The sequence below is a fragment of the Pseudomonas sp. EB271-G4-1 genome, from assembly GCF_058791355.1.
Window position 1 is genome coordinate 77,414 of record NZ_JBYTEO010000004.1, and the last position, 15,405, is coordinate 92,818.

Sequence of the window (15,405 nt, forward strand, 5' to 3'; positions counted from 1 at the left end):
CGCATTATGGCGTAGCTGCCGTTATACGCACCGTGTGCATTGTTAGCAGATTTTTCCTTTATCGCCAGAAATCCGGTGATTATGCCTACAACCTGCGATGCCCCCGAATGGCAGAACGCTGGTTATAATGCGCGGCCTTTTGTGTCAGGCAACGTCTGATCGTTACCCCGGTTGACCGCTTTTTATTTTCATGGCGCCGGCAGTAATTGTTCGATTTCACGGGTCAACGGGATACCTTTGATCCAGGTAGCGGCGCAGGCCAGGCCGCTCAACCAGACTCGCCAAGGCCTCATCGTTGCGCCTGCGAGCCTGCTTTCACAATTTGTCAGGTGGTTTTATGGACAGCATCAACAGCCGCATCGCCGAGGAACTCGGTGTACGCCCACAACAGGTCGAAGCGGCCGTCGCGCTACTCGATGAAGGTTCTACCGTTCCCTTCATCGCCCGTTACCGGAAAGAAGTGACCGGCAGCCTCGATGACACCCAATTGCGTCATCTGGAAGAGCGTCTGCGCTACCTGCGAGAACTCGACGAACGGCGCATCAGCATCCTTGCCAGCATTACAGAGCAAGGCAAGCTGACCCCGCAGCTGGAACGCGACATCAAGCTCGCAGACACCAAGACCCGCCTCGAAGACTTGTACCTGCCGTACAAGCAGAAGCGCCGCACCAAGGGCCAGATCGCCCTGGAAGCCGGCCTCGGCGAACTGGCCGACGGCCTGTTCAACGACCCGACCCTGAGCCCGGAAACCGAAGCCGCCCGCTTCATCGACGCCGAAAAAGGCGTGGCCGATGTGAAGTCCGCCCTCGAAGGTGCCAAGTACATCCTCATGGAGCGCTTCGCCGAAGACGCAGGCCTCCTGGACAAGCTGCGCAGCTACCTGAAGCAGGAAGCCACTCTCAGTGCCCGCGTAATTGCTGGAAAGGAAGAGGAAGGCGCCAAGTTCCGCGACTACTTCGAACACGACGAACCGCTGAAGAGCATGCCGTCGCACCGCGCGCTGGCGATTTTCCGTGGCCGCAACGAAGGCATTCTCAGCTCCGCCCTGAAAGTTGGCGATGAACTGCCGGGCACCATGCACCCGTGCGAGGGCATGATCGGCCAGCACGTCGGCATCCAGAACCAGAACCGCGCCGCCGATAAATGGCTGGGTGAAGTGGTGCGCTGGACCTGGAAGGTCAAGCTCTACACCCACCTGGAAACCGACCTGCTAGGTGAGTTGCGCGACGGCGCTGAAACCGAGGCGATCAACGTGTTCGCCCACAACCTGCACGACCTGCTGCTGTCGGCTCCGGCCGGCCCGCGCGCGACCCTGGGCCTCGACCCGGGCTTGCGCACCGGGTGCAAGGTTGCGGTGGTCGATTCCACCGGCAAGCTGCTCGATCACGCCACGGTTTACCCGCACGTGCCGCACAACAAGTGGGACCAGACCCTCGCCGTGCTCGCCGCCCTGTGCGCCAAGCATTCGGTGGACCTGATCGCCATCGGCAACGGCACCGCCAGTCGTGAAACCGACAAGCTGGCCGCCGAACTGATCAAGAAATACCCAGCCATGAAGATGACCAAGGTCATGGTCTCCGAAGCCGGCGCATCGGTTTACTCCGCATCGGAACTGGCTTCCAAGGAATTCCCGGACCTGGATGTGTCGATCCGTGGCGCGGTGTCGATTGCCCGCCGCCTGCAGGATCCGCTGGCCGAGCTGGTGAAGATCGATCCGAAATCCATCGGAGTCGGCCAATACCAGCATGACGTGTCGCAGTTGAAACTGGCGCGGGGCCTGGATGCCGTGGTCGAAGACTGCGTGAACGCCGTGGGCGTCGACGTCAACACCGCCTCCGTGGCATTGCTGGCGCGGATCTCCGGCCTCAACGCGACCCTGGCGCAGAATATCGTCAGCCATCGCGACGAACACGGTGCGTTCAAGACTCGCGCTGCGCTGAAGAAAGTCGCGCGCCTTGGCGAAAAAACCTTCGAGCAGGCAGCAGGTTTCCTGCGCGTCATGAACGGCGAGAACCCACTGGATTCGTCGGCAGTGCACCCGGAAGCCTATCCGCTGGTACAGCGAATTGCCGCCGAGACCGACCGCGATATCCGTTCGCTGATTGGCGATGCCGCGTTCCTCAAGCGCCTCGACCCGAAGAAGTTCACCGACGAAACTTTCGGTCTGCCAACGGTCACCGACATCCTGCAAGAGCTTGAAAAACCCGGCCGCGACCCGCGCCCCGAATTCAAGACCGCAGAGTTCCAGGAAGGTGTCGAAGACCTCAAGGACTTGGAATTGGGCATGATCCTCGAAGGCGTCGTGACCAACGTGACCAACTTCGGAGCATTCGTCGATATCGGCGTGCATCAGGATGGTTTGGTGCACATCTCCGCACTTTCGGAGAAATTCATCAAGGATCCACGGGAAGCGGTGAAGGCCGGTGACGTGGTGAAAGTGAAGGTCATGGAAGTCGACATCCCGCGTAAGCGCGTGGGCCTGTCGATGCGCATGAGCGACACCCCGGGCGAGAAAGTCGACGGTGCTCGTGGTGCGCGTCCGGGTTCGGCGCCACGCCAATCCCAGAACACCGCACCGCGCAAGGAAACCACCGCTGCAGCGCCGAGCAACAACGCCATGGCGTCACTGTTTGCCAACGCCAAACAGCTGAAGAAGCGCTGATGGACATCCCTGCCGGGTACACCGAAAGCGCATTTTTCAAGCTGTTGGGTTGCCGTTTGCACAGCCTGGAAACCGGGGTGGCGCAAGTCGCCCTGGCGCTTGAGCCACAACTGCGCAATCGCGCCAACAAGCTGCACGGCGGGGCCTTGTTCAGCCTGGTGGACATTGCCATGGGGCTGGCCTGCTCCAGCACCCACGGCTTTGACCAGCAAAGCGCGACCATCGAGTGCAAGATCAACTACATCCGCGCCGTCGCCAACGGCGAGGTGATGTGCACGGCGCGGGTTATCCACCCGGGCCGCCGCACGCTGGTGGTCGAAGCCGACGTGATGCAAGGCGACAAACTGGTCGCAAAAGCACAAGGCACGTTCGCTGTCCTGTAGCTAGATGTCATCGATTTGAGTTAATTTCGACGCTGTGACCGCAGCGCCGGAGTTTCCTGTGGGAGCGAGCCTGCTCGCGAAGGTGGTGTATCAGGCGACTTCAATGTCGATTGACACTCCCTCTTCGCGAGCAGGCTCGCTCCCACAGGGGATTGCGACGATCAGAACGTGCACGGCGACAAAAACCAGGCGAAAACGCCAGTTTTAACTTCACCCTTGTAGACCGTCTTGCCCACCCCCATATTGGGGCGACTGACGCGTGAAGGAATCCAACTTGAGCGAACTTCTCAACCGCCGCCTGGCCCTGCTCGGCGAGCGCGCTAACCTCTCTCTGCTCGAACAGTGCCTTCACGGCATCGAACGTGAATGCCTGCGCGTGACCGATGAAGGTCGCCTTGCGCAAACGCCGCACCCGGAAGAATTGGGTTCCGCGCTGACCAACGAACAGATCACCACCGACTATTCCGAGTCGCTGCTGGAGTTCATCACCCCAGCCCTGCCCGACCCGGCGGATACGCTGGCGAGCCTGGACAGCATTCACCGTTTTGCCTACAGCAAGCTCGGCAACGAGTACCTGTGGAGCCCCTCGATGCCGTGTCCGTTGCCGGCCGAGGAAGACATCCCGATTGCCTACTACGGTACGTCCAATATCGGGCAGCTCAAGTACGTCTACCGCAAAGGCCTCGCCCTGCGCTACGGCAAGACCATGCAATGCATTGCCGGCATTCACTACAACTTTTCCCTGCCGGAAAAACTCTGGCCGCTGCTCAAGCAGGCCGAAGGCTTTGTCGGCACCGACCGCGATTTCCAGTCGTCGTCCTATATCGCACTGATCCGCAACTTCCGGCGCTACAGCTGGCTGCTGATGTACCTGTTCGGTGCTTCACCAGCACTGGACGCTGGCTTCTTGCGTGGTCGTTCGCACCAGCTGGAACAGCTGGACCCGGACACCCTCTATTTGCCGTACGCCACCAGCCTGCGCATGAGTGACCTGGGTTACCAGAGCAACGCCCAAGCGGGCCTGACACCGTGCTACAACGATCTGAACAGCTATACCGATAGCCTGCGCAAAGCGGTGGCGACACCCTATGCGCCGTATGTCGAAGTCGGTACCCACCAGGACGGTGAGTGGGTCCAGCTCAATACCAACATCCTGCAGATCGAAAACGAGTACTACTCCAACATCCGCCCCAAACGCGTAACCTATACCGGCGAGCGGCCGATCCAGGCGCTGATGGCCCGCGGCATCCAGTACGTCGAAGTGCGCTGCCTGGATATCAACCCGTTCCTGCCAATGGGCATCGATCTCACCGAATCGCGCTTCCTCGACGCCTTCCTGCTGTACTGCGCGCTGAACGACAGCCCGTTGTTGACCAACACCAGTTGCTCGAATGCGACCTCCAACTTCCTCAGTGTGGTCAAGGAAGGTCGTCGCCCAGGCCTGCAATTGCAGCGCAACGGGCAACCGGTCGACCTGAAAGAGTGGGCGGGCCAATTGCTGGAGCAGATTGCCCCACTGGCCGCACTGCTTGACCAGAGCCATGGCGGCGACGCCCATAGCAAAGCACTGGACGCGCAGATGGCCAAGGTCCAGAACCCTTCCCTGACGCCATCGGCCCAGGTGCTGGCGGCAATGGCCGAGCACAAGGAAAGCTTTGCTCAATTTTCCCTGCGTCAGAGCCGGGCACACGCCGAGTTTTTCCGCAGCGAGCCGTTGCCGGCAGAGCAACAGGCCAGGTTTGAAGAGCTGGCGCGTTCATCGCTGGCCCAACAAGCCGAGCTTGAGCAGAACGAAGTGGGTGATTTCGATGTGTTCGTTGGTGCGTACCAGGCGAGTATTCTGGCGATCAGCAACTAGCGCACTGATCGTTCCCACGCTCTGCGTGGGAATGCAGCCCGGGACGCTCTGCGTCCCTAAGCCGAACGCGCAGCGTCCATGGAGGCGATCTTTCGCTGCGCGTGGGAACGATCAGCTACGCTCCGGCTTAGAATTTTCCGCTCATAAGCTCATTCGAAAAAGTTATTTATTTTCGAATTCTTATATCATTTAGTCTCCTTTCACGCCGACTCTCAGTCGCCTGACAAGGAGCTTCCCGATGAAACTGAATTTCCCCCTTCGCCTCCTGGCGGCCGCCTCTCTGGCGGCGGCGAGCTTTTTGGCCCAGGCAGCCGACGTGACTGTCGCTTACCAGACCACCGTCGACCCGGCAAAAGTCGCACAGGCCGACGGCGCGTATGAAAAAGCCACCAAGGCCGACATCAACTGGCGCAAATTCGATAACGGTGCCGACATCATCGCCGCGATCGCCTCGGGTGACGTGCAGATCGGCTACCTCGGTTCCAGTCCGCTGACAGCAGCGATCACCCGCAAAGTACCAGTGGAAACCTTCCTCATCGCGACCCAGATCGGCGCCGCCGAAGCGCTGGTGGCCCGCGAAGGTTCCGGGATCAAGACTCCCCAAGACCTGATCGGCAAGAAAATCGCCGTACCCTTCGTTTCCACCGGCCACTACAGCCTGCTGGCTGCGCTGAAGCACTGGAACATCGACCCATCGAAAGTCACGGTGCTGAACCTGGCGCCGCCAGCGATCATTGCCGCCTGGAAACGCGGTGACATTGACGCCACCTACGTGTGGGACCCGGCCTTGGGTGTGGCCAAGGAAAACGGCAAGGTCCTGATCACCTCCGGTGAACTGGCCAAGTTCGGTGCGCCTACCTTCGATGCCTGGATCGTGCGCAAGGACTTCGCCGAGAAGCACCCGGAAATCGTCACCGCGTTTGCCAAAGTGACCCTGGATGCCTACGCCGATTACCGCAAAGACCCGCAAGCCTGGCTCGCCAATCAAGGCAACGTCGACAAGCTGGTAAAACTGTCCGGCGCCAAGGCCAGCGACATTCCGCTGCTGCTGCAAGGCAACGTTTACCCGCTGGCGGCTGATCAAGTGGTCACCCTCGGCGCGCCGACCACCAAGGCGATCACCGACACCGCCGTGTTCCTCAAGGGACAAGGCAAGGTTGATGCTGTATTGCCGGACTACGCGCCGTACGTCAGCGCCAAGTTCATCACGGATTGATCAGGAGTTAATGGCGATGGCTTTGCTACAGCTGGAGCGCATCAGCGCACAGTACCCCGGCAGCCCGGAACCTGTGCTGGCGGATATTTCCCTGACCCTCGGCCCCCAGCAGTTGCTGGTTGCCCTCGGCCCGTCCGGCAGTGGCAAGACCTCGCTGTTGAACCTGATTGCCGGTTTCGTCGAGCCCAGTTCCGGGCGTATTACCCTCGATGGCGTACCGGTCAAAGGCCCGAGTGCCGAGCGCGGCGTGGTGTTCCAGGATGACGCCCTGCTGCCCTGGCAGGACGTGCTGGCCAACGTAGGCTTCGGCCTGGAACTGGCCGGCATTGCTCGGGGCAAACGCGAAATCCGCGCAAGGGAAATGCTGGCGCTGGTGGACCTCGCCGGTTTTGAAAACCGCCGGATCTGGCAACTCTCCGGCGGCCAGAAACAGCGTGTCGGCCTGGCCCGCGCGCTCGCTGCCGATCCGCGTGTATTGCTGATGGACGAACCCTTCGGGGCCCTGGATGCCTTCACCCGCGAACAGATGCAAGAGCTGCTGCTGCAAGTCTGGCGGCGCACCGCCAAACCTGTCTTCCTGATTACCCACGACATCGAAGAAGCGGTGTTTCTCGCCACGGATCTGATTCTACTGGCACCCAATCCCGGGCAGATCGTCGAGCGCCTGCATCTGGATTTCGGTCAACGTTACGCCGCGGGTGAATCGGCACGGTCGATCAAGTCCGATCCGCGCTTTATCGAAACCCGCGAGCACGTGCTTGCCAAAGTGTTCTCCCAACGCAGCGCCGCCCAGCGGCAGGAGCGCGCATGAGCAGCTACGAAATTCCCGCCTCAGCGGTTAAACCAGGTACTACAGCCATTGCGCTGCGCCGTAGCTTGAGTACTCGCTGGATCAGTGTGCTGACATTGATCGCGCTGATATTCATTTGGTGGGCTGTCACCGCCACAGGAATGATCGAGCCACTGTTTCTGCCGCCACCGTCCGCCGTGCTGCAAAAAGGCTGGCTGCTGGTCACCAGTGGCTACATGGATTCGACGTTATGGCAGCACTTGGGCGCGAGCCTCAGCCGCATCGGCCTGGGCCTTGGCTTTGCGGTGCTGACGGCCGTGCCAGTCGGTATCGCTATCGGACATAACCGCATTGCACGCGGCATTCTCGATCCAGTGATCGAGTTCTACCGCCCTATTCCACCGCTGGCTTACCTGCCGCTGATCGTGATCTGGTGCGGTATTGGCGAATTGTCGAAAGTGCTGCTGATCTACCTGGCCATTTTCGCCCCGATTGCCATCGCTACCGCCACTGGCGTGCGCACCGTCGACCCGGCCAAATTGCGCGCCGCGCAGTCACTGGGCGCGACCCGTGCACAATTGATCCGCCATGTGATCCTGCCGAGCGCCTTGCCGGACATATTGACCGGGGTGCGCATTGGCTTGGGCGTGGGGTGGTCGACGCTGGTGGCCGCCGAACTGATTGCCGCCACCAGCGGCCTGGGTTTCATGGTGCAGTCCGCTGCGCAGTTCCTGGTCACCGATGTGGTGGTGCTGGGGATTCTGGTGATCGCGCTGATTGCCTTCGCGATGGAGATGGGCCTGCGTGCCCTGCAACGCAAGCTGGTGCCATGGCACGGCCAGGCTCACTAATGCCTCCTGTTTTTGTTCGATACCCGGATTGAAGAGAACCACCATGAGCAACCTGACCATCGTCCCTCTAAGCTCGGCCCTCGGCGCACAGATCAGCGGCGTCGACGTCAGCCAGCCGCTGAACCTGGAACAACGCGACGCCATCGAGCAGGCGCTGCTCAAGCACCAGGTGCTGTTCTTCCGTGACCAACCGATCACCCCGCAGCAGCAGGCACGATTCGCCGCCAATTTCGGCGACCTGCACATCCATCCGATCTACCCGAACGTGCCGGAGCAACCGGAGGTGCTGGTCCTCGACACCGCCGTCACCGACGTGCGTGACAACGCGATCTGGCACACCGACGTGACCTTCCTCCCGACCCCGGCCATGGGCGCGGTCCTCAGCGCCAAGCTGCTGCCGGAGTTTGGCGGCGATACCCTGTGGGCCAGCGGCATTGCGGCGTATGAAGCCTTATCGGCGCCCATGAAAAACCTGCTCGAAGGGCTGACCGCCACCCACGATTTCACCCGTTCGTTTCCACTGGAGCGCTATGGCAACACACCTGAAGCACTGGCCCAATGGGAAGAGACTCGGCGCAAGAATCCGCCGCTGTCTCACCCGGTGATCCGCACGCATCCGGTGAGCGGGCGCCGTTCATTGTTCGTCAACGAGGGCTTCACCTCGAAAATCAACGAATTATCGGAAACCGAGAGCGAGGCGATCTTGAAGTTCCTGTTCGCTCATACCACCCGCCCGGAATTCACCATTCGCTGGCGCTGGCAGAAAGACGACATCGCGTTCTGGGACAACCGCGTGACTCAGCATTACGCCGTGGATGATTACCGCCCAGCGCGCCGGGTGATGCAGCGGGCGACGGTGCTGGGGGATGTGCCGTTCTTTCGCTGAACCGATCGTTCCCACGCTCTGCGTGGGAACGATCAGTGCTCGCTTACTCCGCGGTCGACGGCTTCTCCCAAAGATTGATCCCACCCTCCTGGGCAAACCGATCAATCTGCGCCAACTCTTCAACACTGAAGCTCAAATTCTTCAACGCCCCGACGTTCTCGATGATCTGCTCCGGTCGGCTCGCGCCAATCAACGCCGAAGTCACCCGCGGATCGCGCAGGGTCCAGGCTAGCGCCAGCTGCGCCAGGCTTTGACCGCGACGCTTGGCGATCTCATTGAGCGCACGCACATGGGCAATGTTGGCCTCGGACAAGTGCGAAGCCTGCAACGAATCACCGCCCGGACGGTTGACTCGCGCATCCGCCGGCACGCCGTTGAGGTATTTGTCCGTCAGCAGCCCCTGAGCCAGCGGCGTGAACGCAATCACCCCCGTACCGAGCTCATCGGTGGTGTCCAGCAAGTCCTTTTCGACCCAGCGATTGAGCAAGTTGTAGGCCGGTTGGTGAATCAACAGCGGGACTTTCCATTCTTTGAGCAGCGCCGCCATTTCGCGGGTTTTCACCCCGGAATAAGACGAGATACCGATGTACAACGCTTTACCTTGTTGTACGGCAGTAGCCAAGGCGCTGGCGGTTTCTTCCAGCGGGGTATCCGGATCGAAACGGTGGGAATAGAAAATGTCCACATAGTCGAGGCCCAGGCGTTGCAGGCTCTGGTCAAGGCTGGCGAGCACGTACTTGCGCGAACCGCCGCCCTGACCGTAAGGACCGGGCCACATGTCCCAACCGGCCTTGCTCGAAATGATCAACTCGTCACGGTACTGCTTGAAGTCTTCACGCAGCAAACGCCCGAAGTTGATCTCGGCACTGCCGTACGGCGGACCGTAGTTATTGGCCAGGTCGAAATGGTTGATGCCCAGGTCGAACGCCGTGCGCAACAACGCACGCTGGGTGTCGATCGGCGTGCTGTCGCCAAAGTTGTGCCACAGGCCCAGGGACAGCGCCGGCAGTACCAGCCCGCTACGGCCCACGCGGCGGTAAGGGATGGAGTCGTAGCGGTTTTCGGCAGCGGTGTAAGTCATCGAATCCTCTCTTGTCTGTCTTGAATCTGGTTGCCCAGCATACGCCCGGACAAACGTCAGAAAACCCTGGATTCGAAAAAAGCTGAAACGTTTCATGGCCGATAGTTCCCACGCTCTGCGTGGGAACGATCTTCAACCGGCATCCGCAAACACCTCCCCCAACCAATCCACAAACACCCGAACTCGTGGCGACATGTGCCGGTTGTGTGGATAAAGCACTGAAACCGGCATCGGTGGCGGCGGTGTTTCAATAAGGACTTCCTTTATCAGCCCTTGGGCGATCTGCGTTTCCATCCGGTAATGCGGGCACTGGATCAGGCCCAATCCGGCGATCGCCGAGGCCGCGTAGATCTCCGCGCCGAATACCGAAACGGCACCGTCGATGGGCACTTCCTTGAGCTCGCCATCGACCATGAATTCGAACGGGAACAATTTGGCCGTCGTGCGTGAGACGTAATTCACCGCGCGGTGATTTTTCAGGTCGTCGAGGCTTTTCGGTTCGCCGTATTTGCGCAGATAAGCGGGACTGGCGCAGGTGATCTGGCGCAGGCTGGCAACACGTTTGCCGATCAGAGCGGAGTCGCTCAACGTGCCGGCGCGCAGCACGCAGTCGACCCCTTCGGCGATCAAGTCAACCAGGCGGTCGGCCTCGCTGATGGAAAGTTCGATGTCCGGGTAGCGCACCATGAATTGCGGCAAGGCCGGGATCACGAAATGTTTGGCCAGGGTTCCGTGCAAGTCGACCCGCAGCCGTCCTTTTGGCGCCACGCCGCGAAACGCCAATTCGGCCTCTTCCAGCTCTGCCAGCAGTTGCACACAACGCAGGTAGTACGTCTCGCCGTCCAGCGTGGGGCGCACCTTGCGCGTGCTGCGCTCGAGCAAGCGTGTGCCCAGCCAGGCTTCGAATTGATTCAGCGTGTGGGTCAGGGTTGCGCGCGGCAAATTCAGGTCATTCGCAGCCAACGTAAAGCTGCTGCGCTCATAGATCCGCACGAACACCTTCATCGCTTTGACCTGATCCACGGCGACCCCCTTGATTGTTGGCGATTATTGAACAGTCAAGGCAACTCTGCTGCATTTATCGGCTTGGGTAAACATGTGAAATTGGCCCCCACACCCCATCAACAGGAGCATCGCATGATTACTCAAACTTCCAGGGTGGCCCTCGTGACTGGCGCCTCCCGCGGCATCGGTGCGGTCATTGCCAGGCAACTGGCCAGCGAAGGATTCGCGGTCGCCATCAACTACGCCAGCAGCGCCAGCGAAGCTTCAAGACTGGTTGTAGAGTTGCGTCAGGCCGGACATCAAGCCATAGCGATCAAGGCCGACGTGGCCAGTGCGGATGACGTGCGCCGGATGTTCGACGAGACCGAAGCCCAGTTGGGCAAGGTCGACGTATTGGTGAATAACGCCGGTATCCTCAAGGTCATGCCCCTGGCGCAGCACAGCGACGAATTGTTCGAACAGAACTTCAACATCCATGCGCGCGGCACCTTCAACACCCTGCGCGAAGCGGCCACACGCTTGAATAGCGGCGGGAAGATCATCAATTTTTCCAGCAGTACCGTCGGCCTGAATCTGCCGGGCTACGCCGTGTACATCGCCAGCAAGGCCGCGGTGGAATCTTTGACCCAGGTATTTGCCAAGGAGATGCGCGGGCGCAATATCACGGTCAATGCCGTGGCACCGGGGCCGGTGGCGACCGATTTGTTCCTGCATGGAAAGAGCGAAGAGCAGATCCAGAATTTCGCCAAAATGGCGCCGCTGGAGCGCCTAGGGCAACCAGAGGATATTGCCCGTGTCGTGACGTTCCTGGTCGGGCCGGAGGCGGCGTGGGTCAATGGGCAGATTCTGCGGGTGAATGGCGGGCTGGTTTAACTATGCTCACACTAAAACCGCAGCGACACCATTCGCGAGCAGGCTCGCTCCCACAGGGATCGCGGTGAATCTTGTGGCAGCACACACCTGAAGGGGGGCAAACACCATGCACACCACCATCATCATCACGTTCGGGCTGATCCTGCTTGCCTTGATGTTGTACATCGGCGAAAAAATCGGCTTCCCCCGCCAAGTGCTCGCCTACAGCTTTATCGTGCTGTGGCTGGCCCTGACGCTGATCAATGGCGCGGTGGGCATCGTGCATGCCCGCCAGCCATTAGGCACGGAGGTGATGGTTGGCAGCGCCGTGTTCGGTATCCCGGTGGCGGCGCTGGTGTTGTTCATGGTGTTGACCACCGAGACCTGAAGAGCCGCTCAACGCACCAGGTGCAAGAACTGCATGTGCCGCTCGTACTGATCGAGGATGTCGTTGATGATCTGCTCCTTGGTGTAGCCCACCAGATCGTAATTCTGGCTACCCTCGCTCAGATGCACTTCAGCCCGGTAATAGCGACGATTGTTGAGCTGCTTGGAGCCCATGCCGCCCCGGGCAAACGACGGCGTAAAGTAGCCGCGCATTTGTACCTGGTAGATGAACGGGTGTTCGTCGCCGTGACCGATTTCCAGGCTGACGCTGTCGTTGACCGGTTCGGGATGAGTCACGACGCTCAGGCCCTTTTCGATAAACACCGCCGACACCTCTTCGATGGCCGGGCGCACCGTCGAATCGAGGAAGCGATAGACCTCATCCCGCGACGGGAAATGCACCGCCTGGCTCAAGCGCTGCCGCCAGCCACCACGCCGCGAGCCGGACACCGGCGCCAGGGAATGCATTTGTGCAATCTGCTTCTGCGACTCCAGGTAAAACGCTTTATGCAGCCCCCACATCATCAACAGCAAAATCAGCGAGAACGGCAATGAAGTCAGGACCACGGCTGACTTCAATGCATCAATGCTGCCGGAGAACAGCAACGCGCTGGTCACCAGCGCGGTCATCGCGCCCCAGAACACCCGCAGCCATTTCGGTCCGTCTTCATCGGGGTTGCCGCCCTTGGCGGACAGCGTCGACAACACCACGGTGCCGGAATCGGCGGAGGTGACGAAGAACACGAAGCTGATGAACACCGTGACCGCAATCACGGTTTTGCTCCACGGGTAGGTTTCCAGCAGCAGGTAGAGGGTCATCGACGGGTTGTCGATGGCCGACATGCCCAACGCCGACATGCCGTGGTTGAGCACTTGGTCGATGGCACTGTTGCCGAAGATCGACATCCACGCCAGGGTGAAACCCAGCGGAATCAGCAATACACCGAAGACAAACTCACGGATGGTCCGGCCACGGGAGATCCGCGCAATGAACAGGCCCACGAACGGCGACCACGCGATCCACCAAGCCCAGTAGAACACCGTCCAGCCACCCAACCAGTCGCTGGGCTTGTCGTAGGCGTAGAGATCAAAACTCTTCATCGGCAAGGCGCCAAGGTAATCGCCAATGTTCTGGATCAGGGTATTGAGCAAGTGCTGGGTCGGCCCGGCGAACAACACGAACAGCAGCAGCGCGCAGGCCAGCAGCATGTTGATGTCGGACATCACTCGCACACCCTTGTCGACACCGGACACCGCCACGATGATCGCCGCGCCCATCATCAGCGTGATCAGCCCGACCTGAATCCACTGCGTGTGAGCGATGCCAAACAGGTAGTCCAGACCCGAATTGAGGTGCAACACGCCAAAGCCCATGTCGGCGCCGAGACCGAAGACTGTGGCGATAATGCCGAAGCCGTCCACCGCGTAGCCAATGGGGCCATTGATGCGCTTGCCGATCAGCGGGTACAGCGCCGAGCGCAAGGCCAGCGGCAGGTTATGTCGGTAGGCGAAGTAGGCCAGCGCCATGCCGACAAAGGCGAACACGCCCCAGCCATGCAGGCCCCAGTGCAGAAACAGGATCTGCATCGCCTGCCGCGCCGCATCCGCGGTGCCCGCCTCGCCCTGAGGCGGTTGCAGCATATGGGTCAGGGGCTCGGACACGCAGAAGAAAAACAGCGTGATGCTGATTCCGGCAGCGAACAGCATGCCGGCCCAGGACAGATAACTGAATTCGGGCTCGTCGTGGTCGGCACCGAGTTTGATCTTGCCGTAGCCCGATAACGCGGTGACCACCACGAAGACCAGATACAGGGTCATCGCCAGCATGTAGTACCAGCCAACGGTGTTGGCTGCCCAGTTTTGCGCCGCCAGCAACCAGGCGCCGGCCTGTTCGGGCATGGCCATGACCACGACACCGAACAACAGAATGAAGGTCGCCGCGAAGTAGAAAACCGGCGGATTCATGCGGACCAGGCCGCTTGGGGGAATGGACGATGCACTCATTGAAGGTGCACCTCGAAGGGGTTGGACGTGGCTGTAGAAATCGGACTCAGCAAAGGCAAGCCTCCTGTTGTGAGCGGGCAGCGAACCACCGGTTTAACTTGAATGAACGTTCAAGTTAAACATGAATAGGGTGCTAAGGACTAATCGCAAGGTTCGGCGGTCGTGGTTGAACACTAGCTCAAGGAGGTGTATTACGCGGATTTTGGAGGATTGGCCCACCGCAAAATTGCTGGACGCCATTACCAGGGTTCGCCTTGAAACCATTCGCGAGCAAGCCCGCTCCCACATTAGACCGAGTTGCCAGGCAGGTACGCATCTAATGTGGAAGCGGGCTTGCTCGCGAAGGCGGCATATCGAGCAGCGGAGGTCTCAGGACTTACTTCTGCGCCCCGTCATCAAGCTGCAAATTCGCCTGGGTCAGGTTACTGCCTGCCGGTACGCTGCGGGTCAGCCAGACATTACCGCCAATGGTCGAGCCCTTGCCGATGGTGATCCGCCCCAGAATCGTCGCGCCGGCGTAAATCACCACGTCATCCTCGACGATCGGATGCCGTGCCTGGCCCTTCTGCAACTGGCCGTCTTCGTCCGCGGGAAAACGCTTGGCCCCCAAGGTCACCGCCTGATAGATCCGCACCCGCTCGCCGATGATCGCGGTCTCGCCGATCACCACGCCGGTTCCATGGTCGATAAAGAAACTGCGGCCGATCTGCGCGCCCGGGTGAATGTCGATGCCGGTGGCCGAGTGGGCGATTTCCGCGCTGATCCGTGCCAGCAACGGCAGCCCGGCGCGATACAGATGGTGCGCGAGGCGATGGTGAATCACCGCCAGAATACCGGGATAGCACAGCAACACTTCGTCGACGCTACGCGCCGCCGGGTCGCCGTGATAGGCCGCCAGGACGTCGGTGTCCAACAGACTGCGCAGCCCCGGCAACGCGAGGGCGAAGTCCTGGATGATCTGGATGGTTTTAGCCTCGACCTCAGTGTCGACCTTGGCGCTGTGCCGTGCGGCGTAGCGCAATTCAAGCCGCGCCTGGGCCAGCAACGCATTTAACGCCACATCAAGGGTGTGGCCGACGTAGAAATCTTCACTCTCTTCGCGCAAGTCCACCGGCCCCAGGCGCATCGGGAACAGCGCACCGCAGAGCGCTTCGAGAATATCCGCCATGGCCGCCCGTGACGGCAATTCGCGACCACCCTGCTCACCGCTGGCGCGGCCGTTTTGTGCACGCCACTGCTCACGTGCCGTGCGCAGTTGGCTGACGATGGTTTGCAATTGCCAATGGCTGGAACGTTCACTCACGGTAAAAACTCCTCACGGGCGGCCGGACTGTCTGGCCGCACTAACGGCGATTACTTTACGGCAAGGCCCGCAAGCCAAATTAAGAACCAATTGTGCTGTGATAAGCACAAACGGCTATAAGCGATTG

The 15,405-nt window shown here is 60.4% G+C and carries 13 protein-coding genes; 9 read left to right on the plus strand and 4 right to left on the minus strand.

Features of this window, described 5'->3' with window-relative positions:
• Positions 1–337 precede the first annotated feature (337 nt).
• From AC3WWR_RS03355 to tauD, 7 genes are all read left to right on the plus strand, one after another.
• Positions 338–2,662: a Tex family protein gene (locus AC3WWR_RS03355; protein ID WP_020795795.1), complete on the plus strand. Its 2,325-nt coding sequence runs from the start codon at positions 338–340 to the stop codon at positions 2,660–2,662.
• Positions 2,662–3,045: a PaaI family thioesterase gene (locus AC3WWR_RS03360; protein WP_492598456.1), complete on the plus strand. Its 384-nt coding sequence runs from the start codon at positions 2,662–2,664 to the stop codon at positions 3,043–3,045. Before AC3WWR_RS03355 ends, AC3WWR_RS03360 begins: the two co-directional genes overlap by 1 nt.
• Positions 3,046–3,319: 274 nt before the next feature.
• Positions 3,320–4,903, plus strand: a complete 1,584-nt coding sequence (gshA, locus tag AC3WWR_RS03365) for a glutamate--cysteine ligase (protein ID WP_020795797.1) — start codon at positions 3,320–3,322, stop codon at positions 4,901–4,903.
• Positions 4,904–5,141: 238 nt separating this feature from the next.
• Positions 5,142–6,119, plus strand: a complete 978-nt coding sequence (gene tauA / locus AC3WWR_RS03370) for a taurine ABC transporter substrate-binding protein (protein WP_492598457.1) — start codon at positions 5,142–5,144, stop codon at positions 6,117–6,119.
• 16 nt (positions 6,120–6,135) lie between these two features.
• The gene (tauB, locus tag AC3WWR_RS03375) at positions 6,136–6,930 is read left to right on the plus strand and encodes a taurine ABC transporter ATP-binding subunit (RefSeq protein ID WP_492598458.1); all 795 of its coding nucleotides are present in this window, start codon (positions 6,136–6,138) and stop codon (positions 6,928–6,930) included.
• Entirely contained in the window at positions 6,927–7,760 is an 834-nt protein-coding gene (gene tauC / locus AC3WWR_RS03380; protein ID WP_020795800.1) for a taurine ABC transporter permease TauC, read from the plus strand. Before tauB ends, tauC begins: the two co-directional genes overlap by 4 nt.
• Positions 7,761–7,803: 43 nt before the next feature.
• Positions 7,804–8,646 (plus strand): taurine dioxygenase, encoded by an 843-nt coding sequence (tauD, locus tag AC3WWR_RS03385; protein WP_020795801.1) that lies wholly within the window; start codon positions 7,804–7,806, stop codon positions 8,644–8,646.
• Positions 8,647–8,689: 43 nt separating this feature from the next.
• Here the strand turns inward: tauD and mgrA are convergent, their stop codons facing one another.
• Together mgrA and AC3WWR_RS03395 are read right to left on the minus strand one after the other, a co-directional pair.
• Positions 8,690–9,727 (minus strand): L-glyceraldehyde 3-phosphate reductase, encoded by a 1,038-nt coding sequence (gene mgrA / locus AC3WWR_RS03390; RefSeq protein WP_033040852.1) that lies wholly within the window; start codon positions 9,725–9,727, stop codon positions 8,690–8,692.
• A 132-nt stretch (positions 9,728–9,859) separates the two neighbouring features.
• The gene (locus AC3WWR_RS03395; RefSeq protein ID WP_492598459.1) at positions 9,860–10,750 is read right to left on the minus strand and encodes a LysR family transcriptional regulator; all 891 of its coding nucleotides are present in this window, start codon (positions 10,748–10,750) and stop codon (positions 9,860–9,862) included.
• Between the two features lie 114 nt (positions 10,751–10,864).
• Between AC3WWR_RS03395 and AC3WWR_RS03400 the strand changes: the two genes are divergently transcribed.
• Positions 10,865–11,605 (plus strand): SDR family oxidoreductase, encoded by a 741-nt coding sequence (locus tag AC3WWR_RS03400; RefSeq protein WP_020795804.1) that lies wholly within the window; start codon positions 10,865–10,867, stop codon positions 11,603–11,605.
• Between the two features lie 106 nt (positions 11,606–11,711).
• Positions 11,712–11,972, plus strand: a complete 261-nt coding sequence (locus AC3WWR_RS03405; RefSeq protein WP_020795805.1) for a hypothetical protein — start codon at positions 11,712–11,714, stop codon at positions 11,970–11,972.
• A gap of 8 nt (positions 11,973–11,980) precedes the next feature.
• Here AC3WWR_RS03405 and betT read toward each other — a convergent pair whose 3' ends face one another.
• A complete protein-coding gene (gene betT / locus AC3WWR_RS03410) occupies positions 11,981–13,936 on the minus strand; it encodes a choline transporter BetT (protein WP_168759123.1) in 1,956 nt (651 codons plus the stop codon).
• 415 nt (positions 13,937–14,351) lie between these two features.
• On the minus strand, positions 14,352–15,278 hold the full coding sequence (gene epsC, locus AC3WWR_RS03415; protein WP_020795807.1) for a serine O-acetyltransferase EpsC: 927 nt from the start codon (positions 15,276–15,278) through the stop codon (positions 14,352–14,354).
• Between the last annotated feature and the right edge of the window lie 127 nt (positions 15,279–15,405).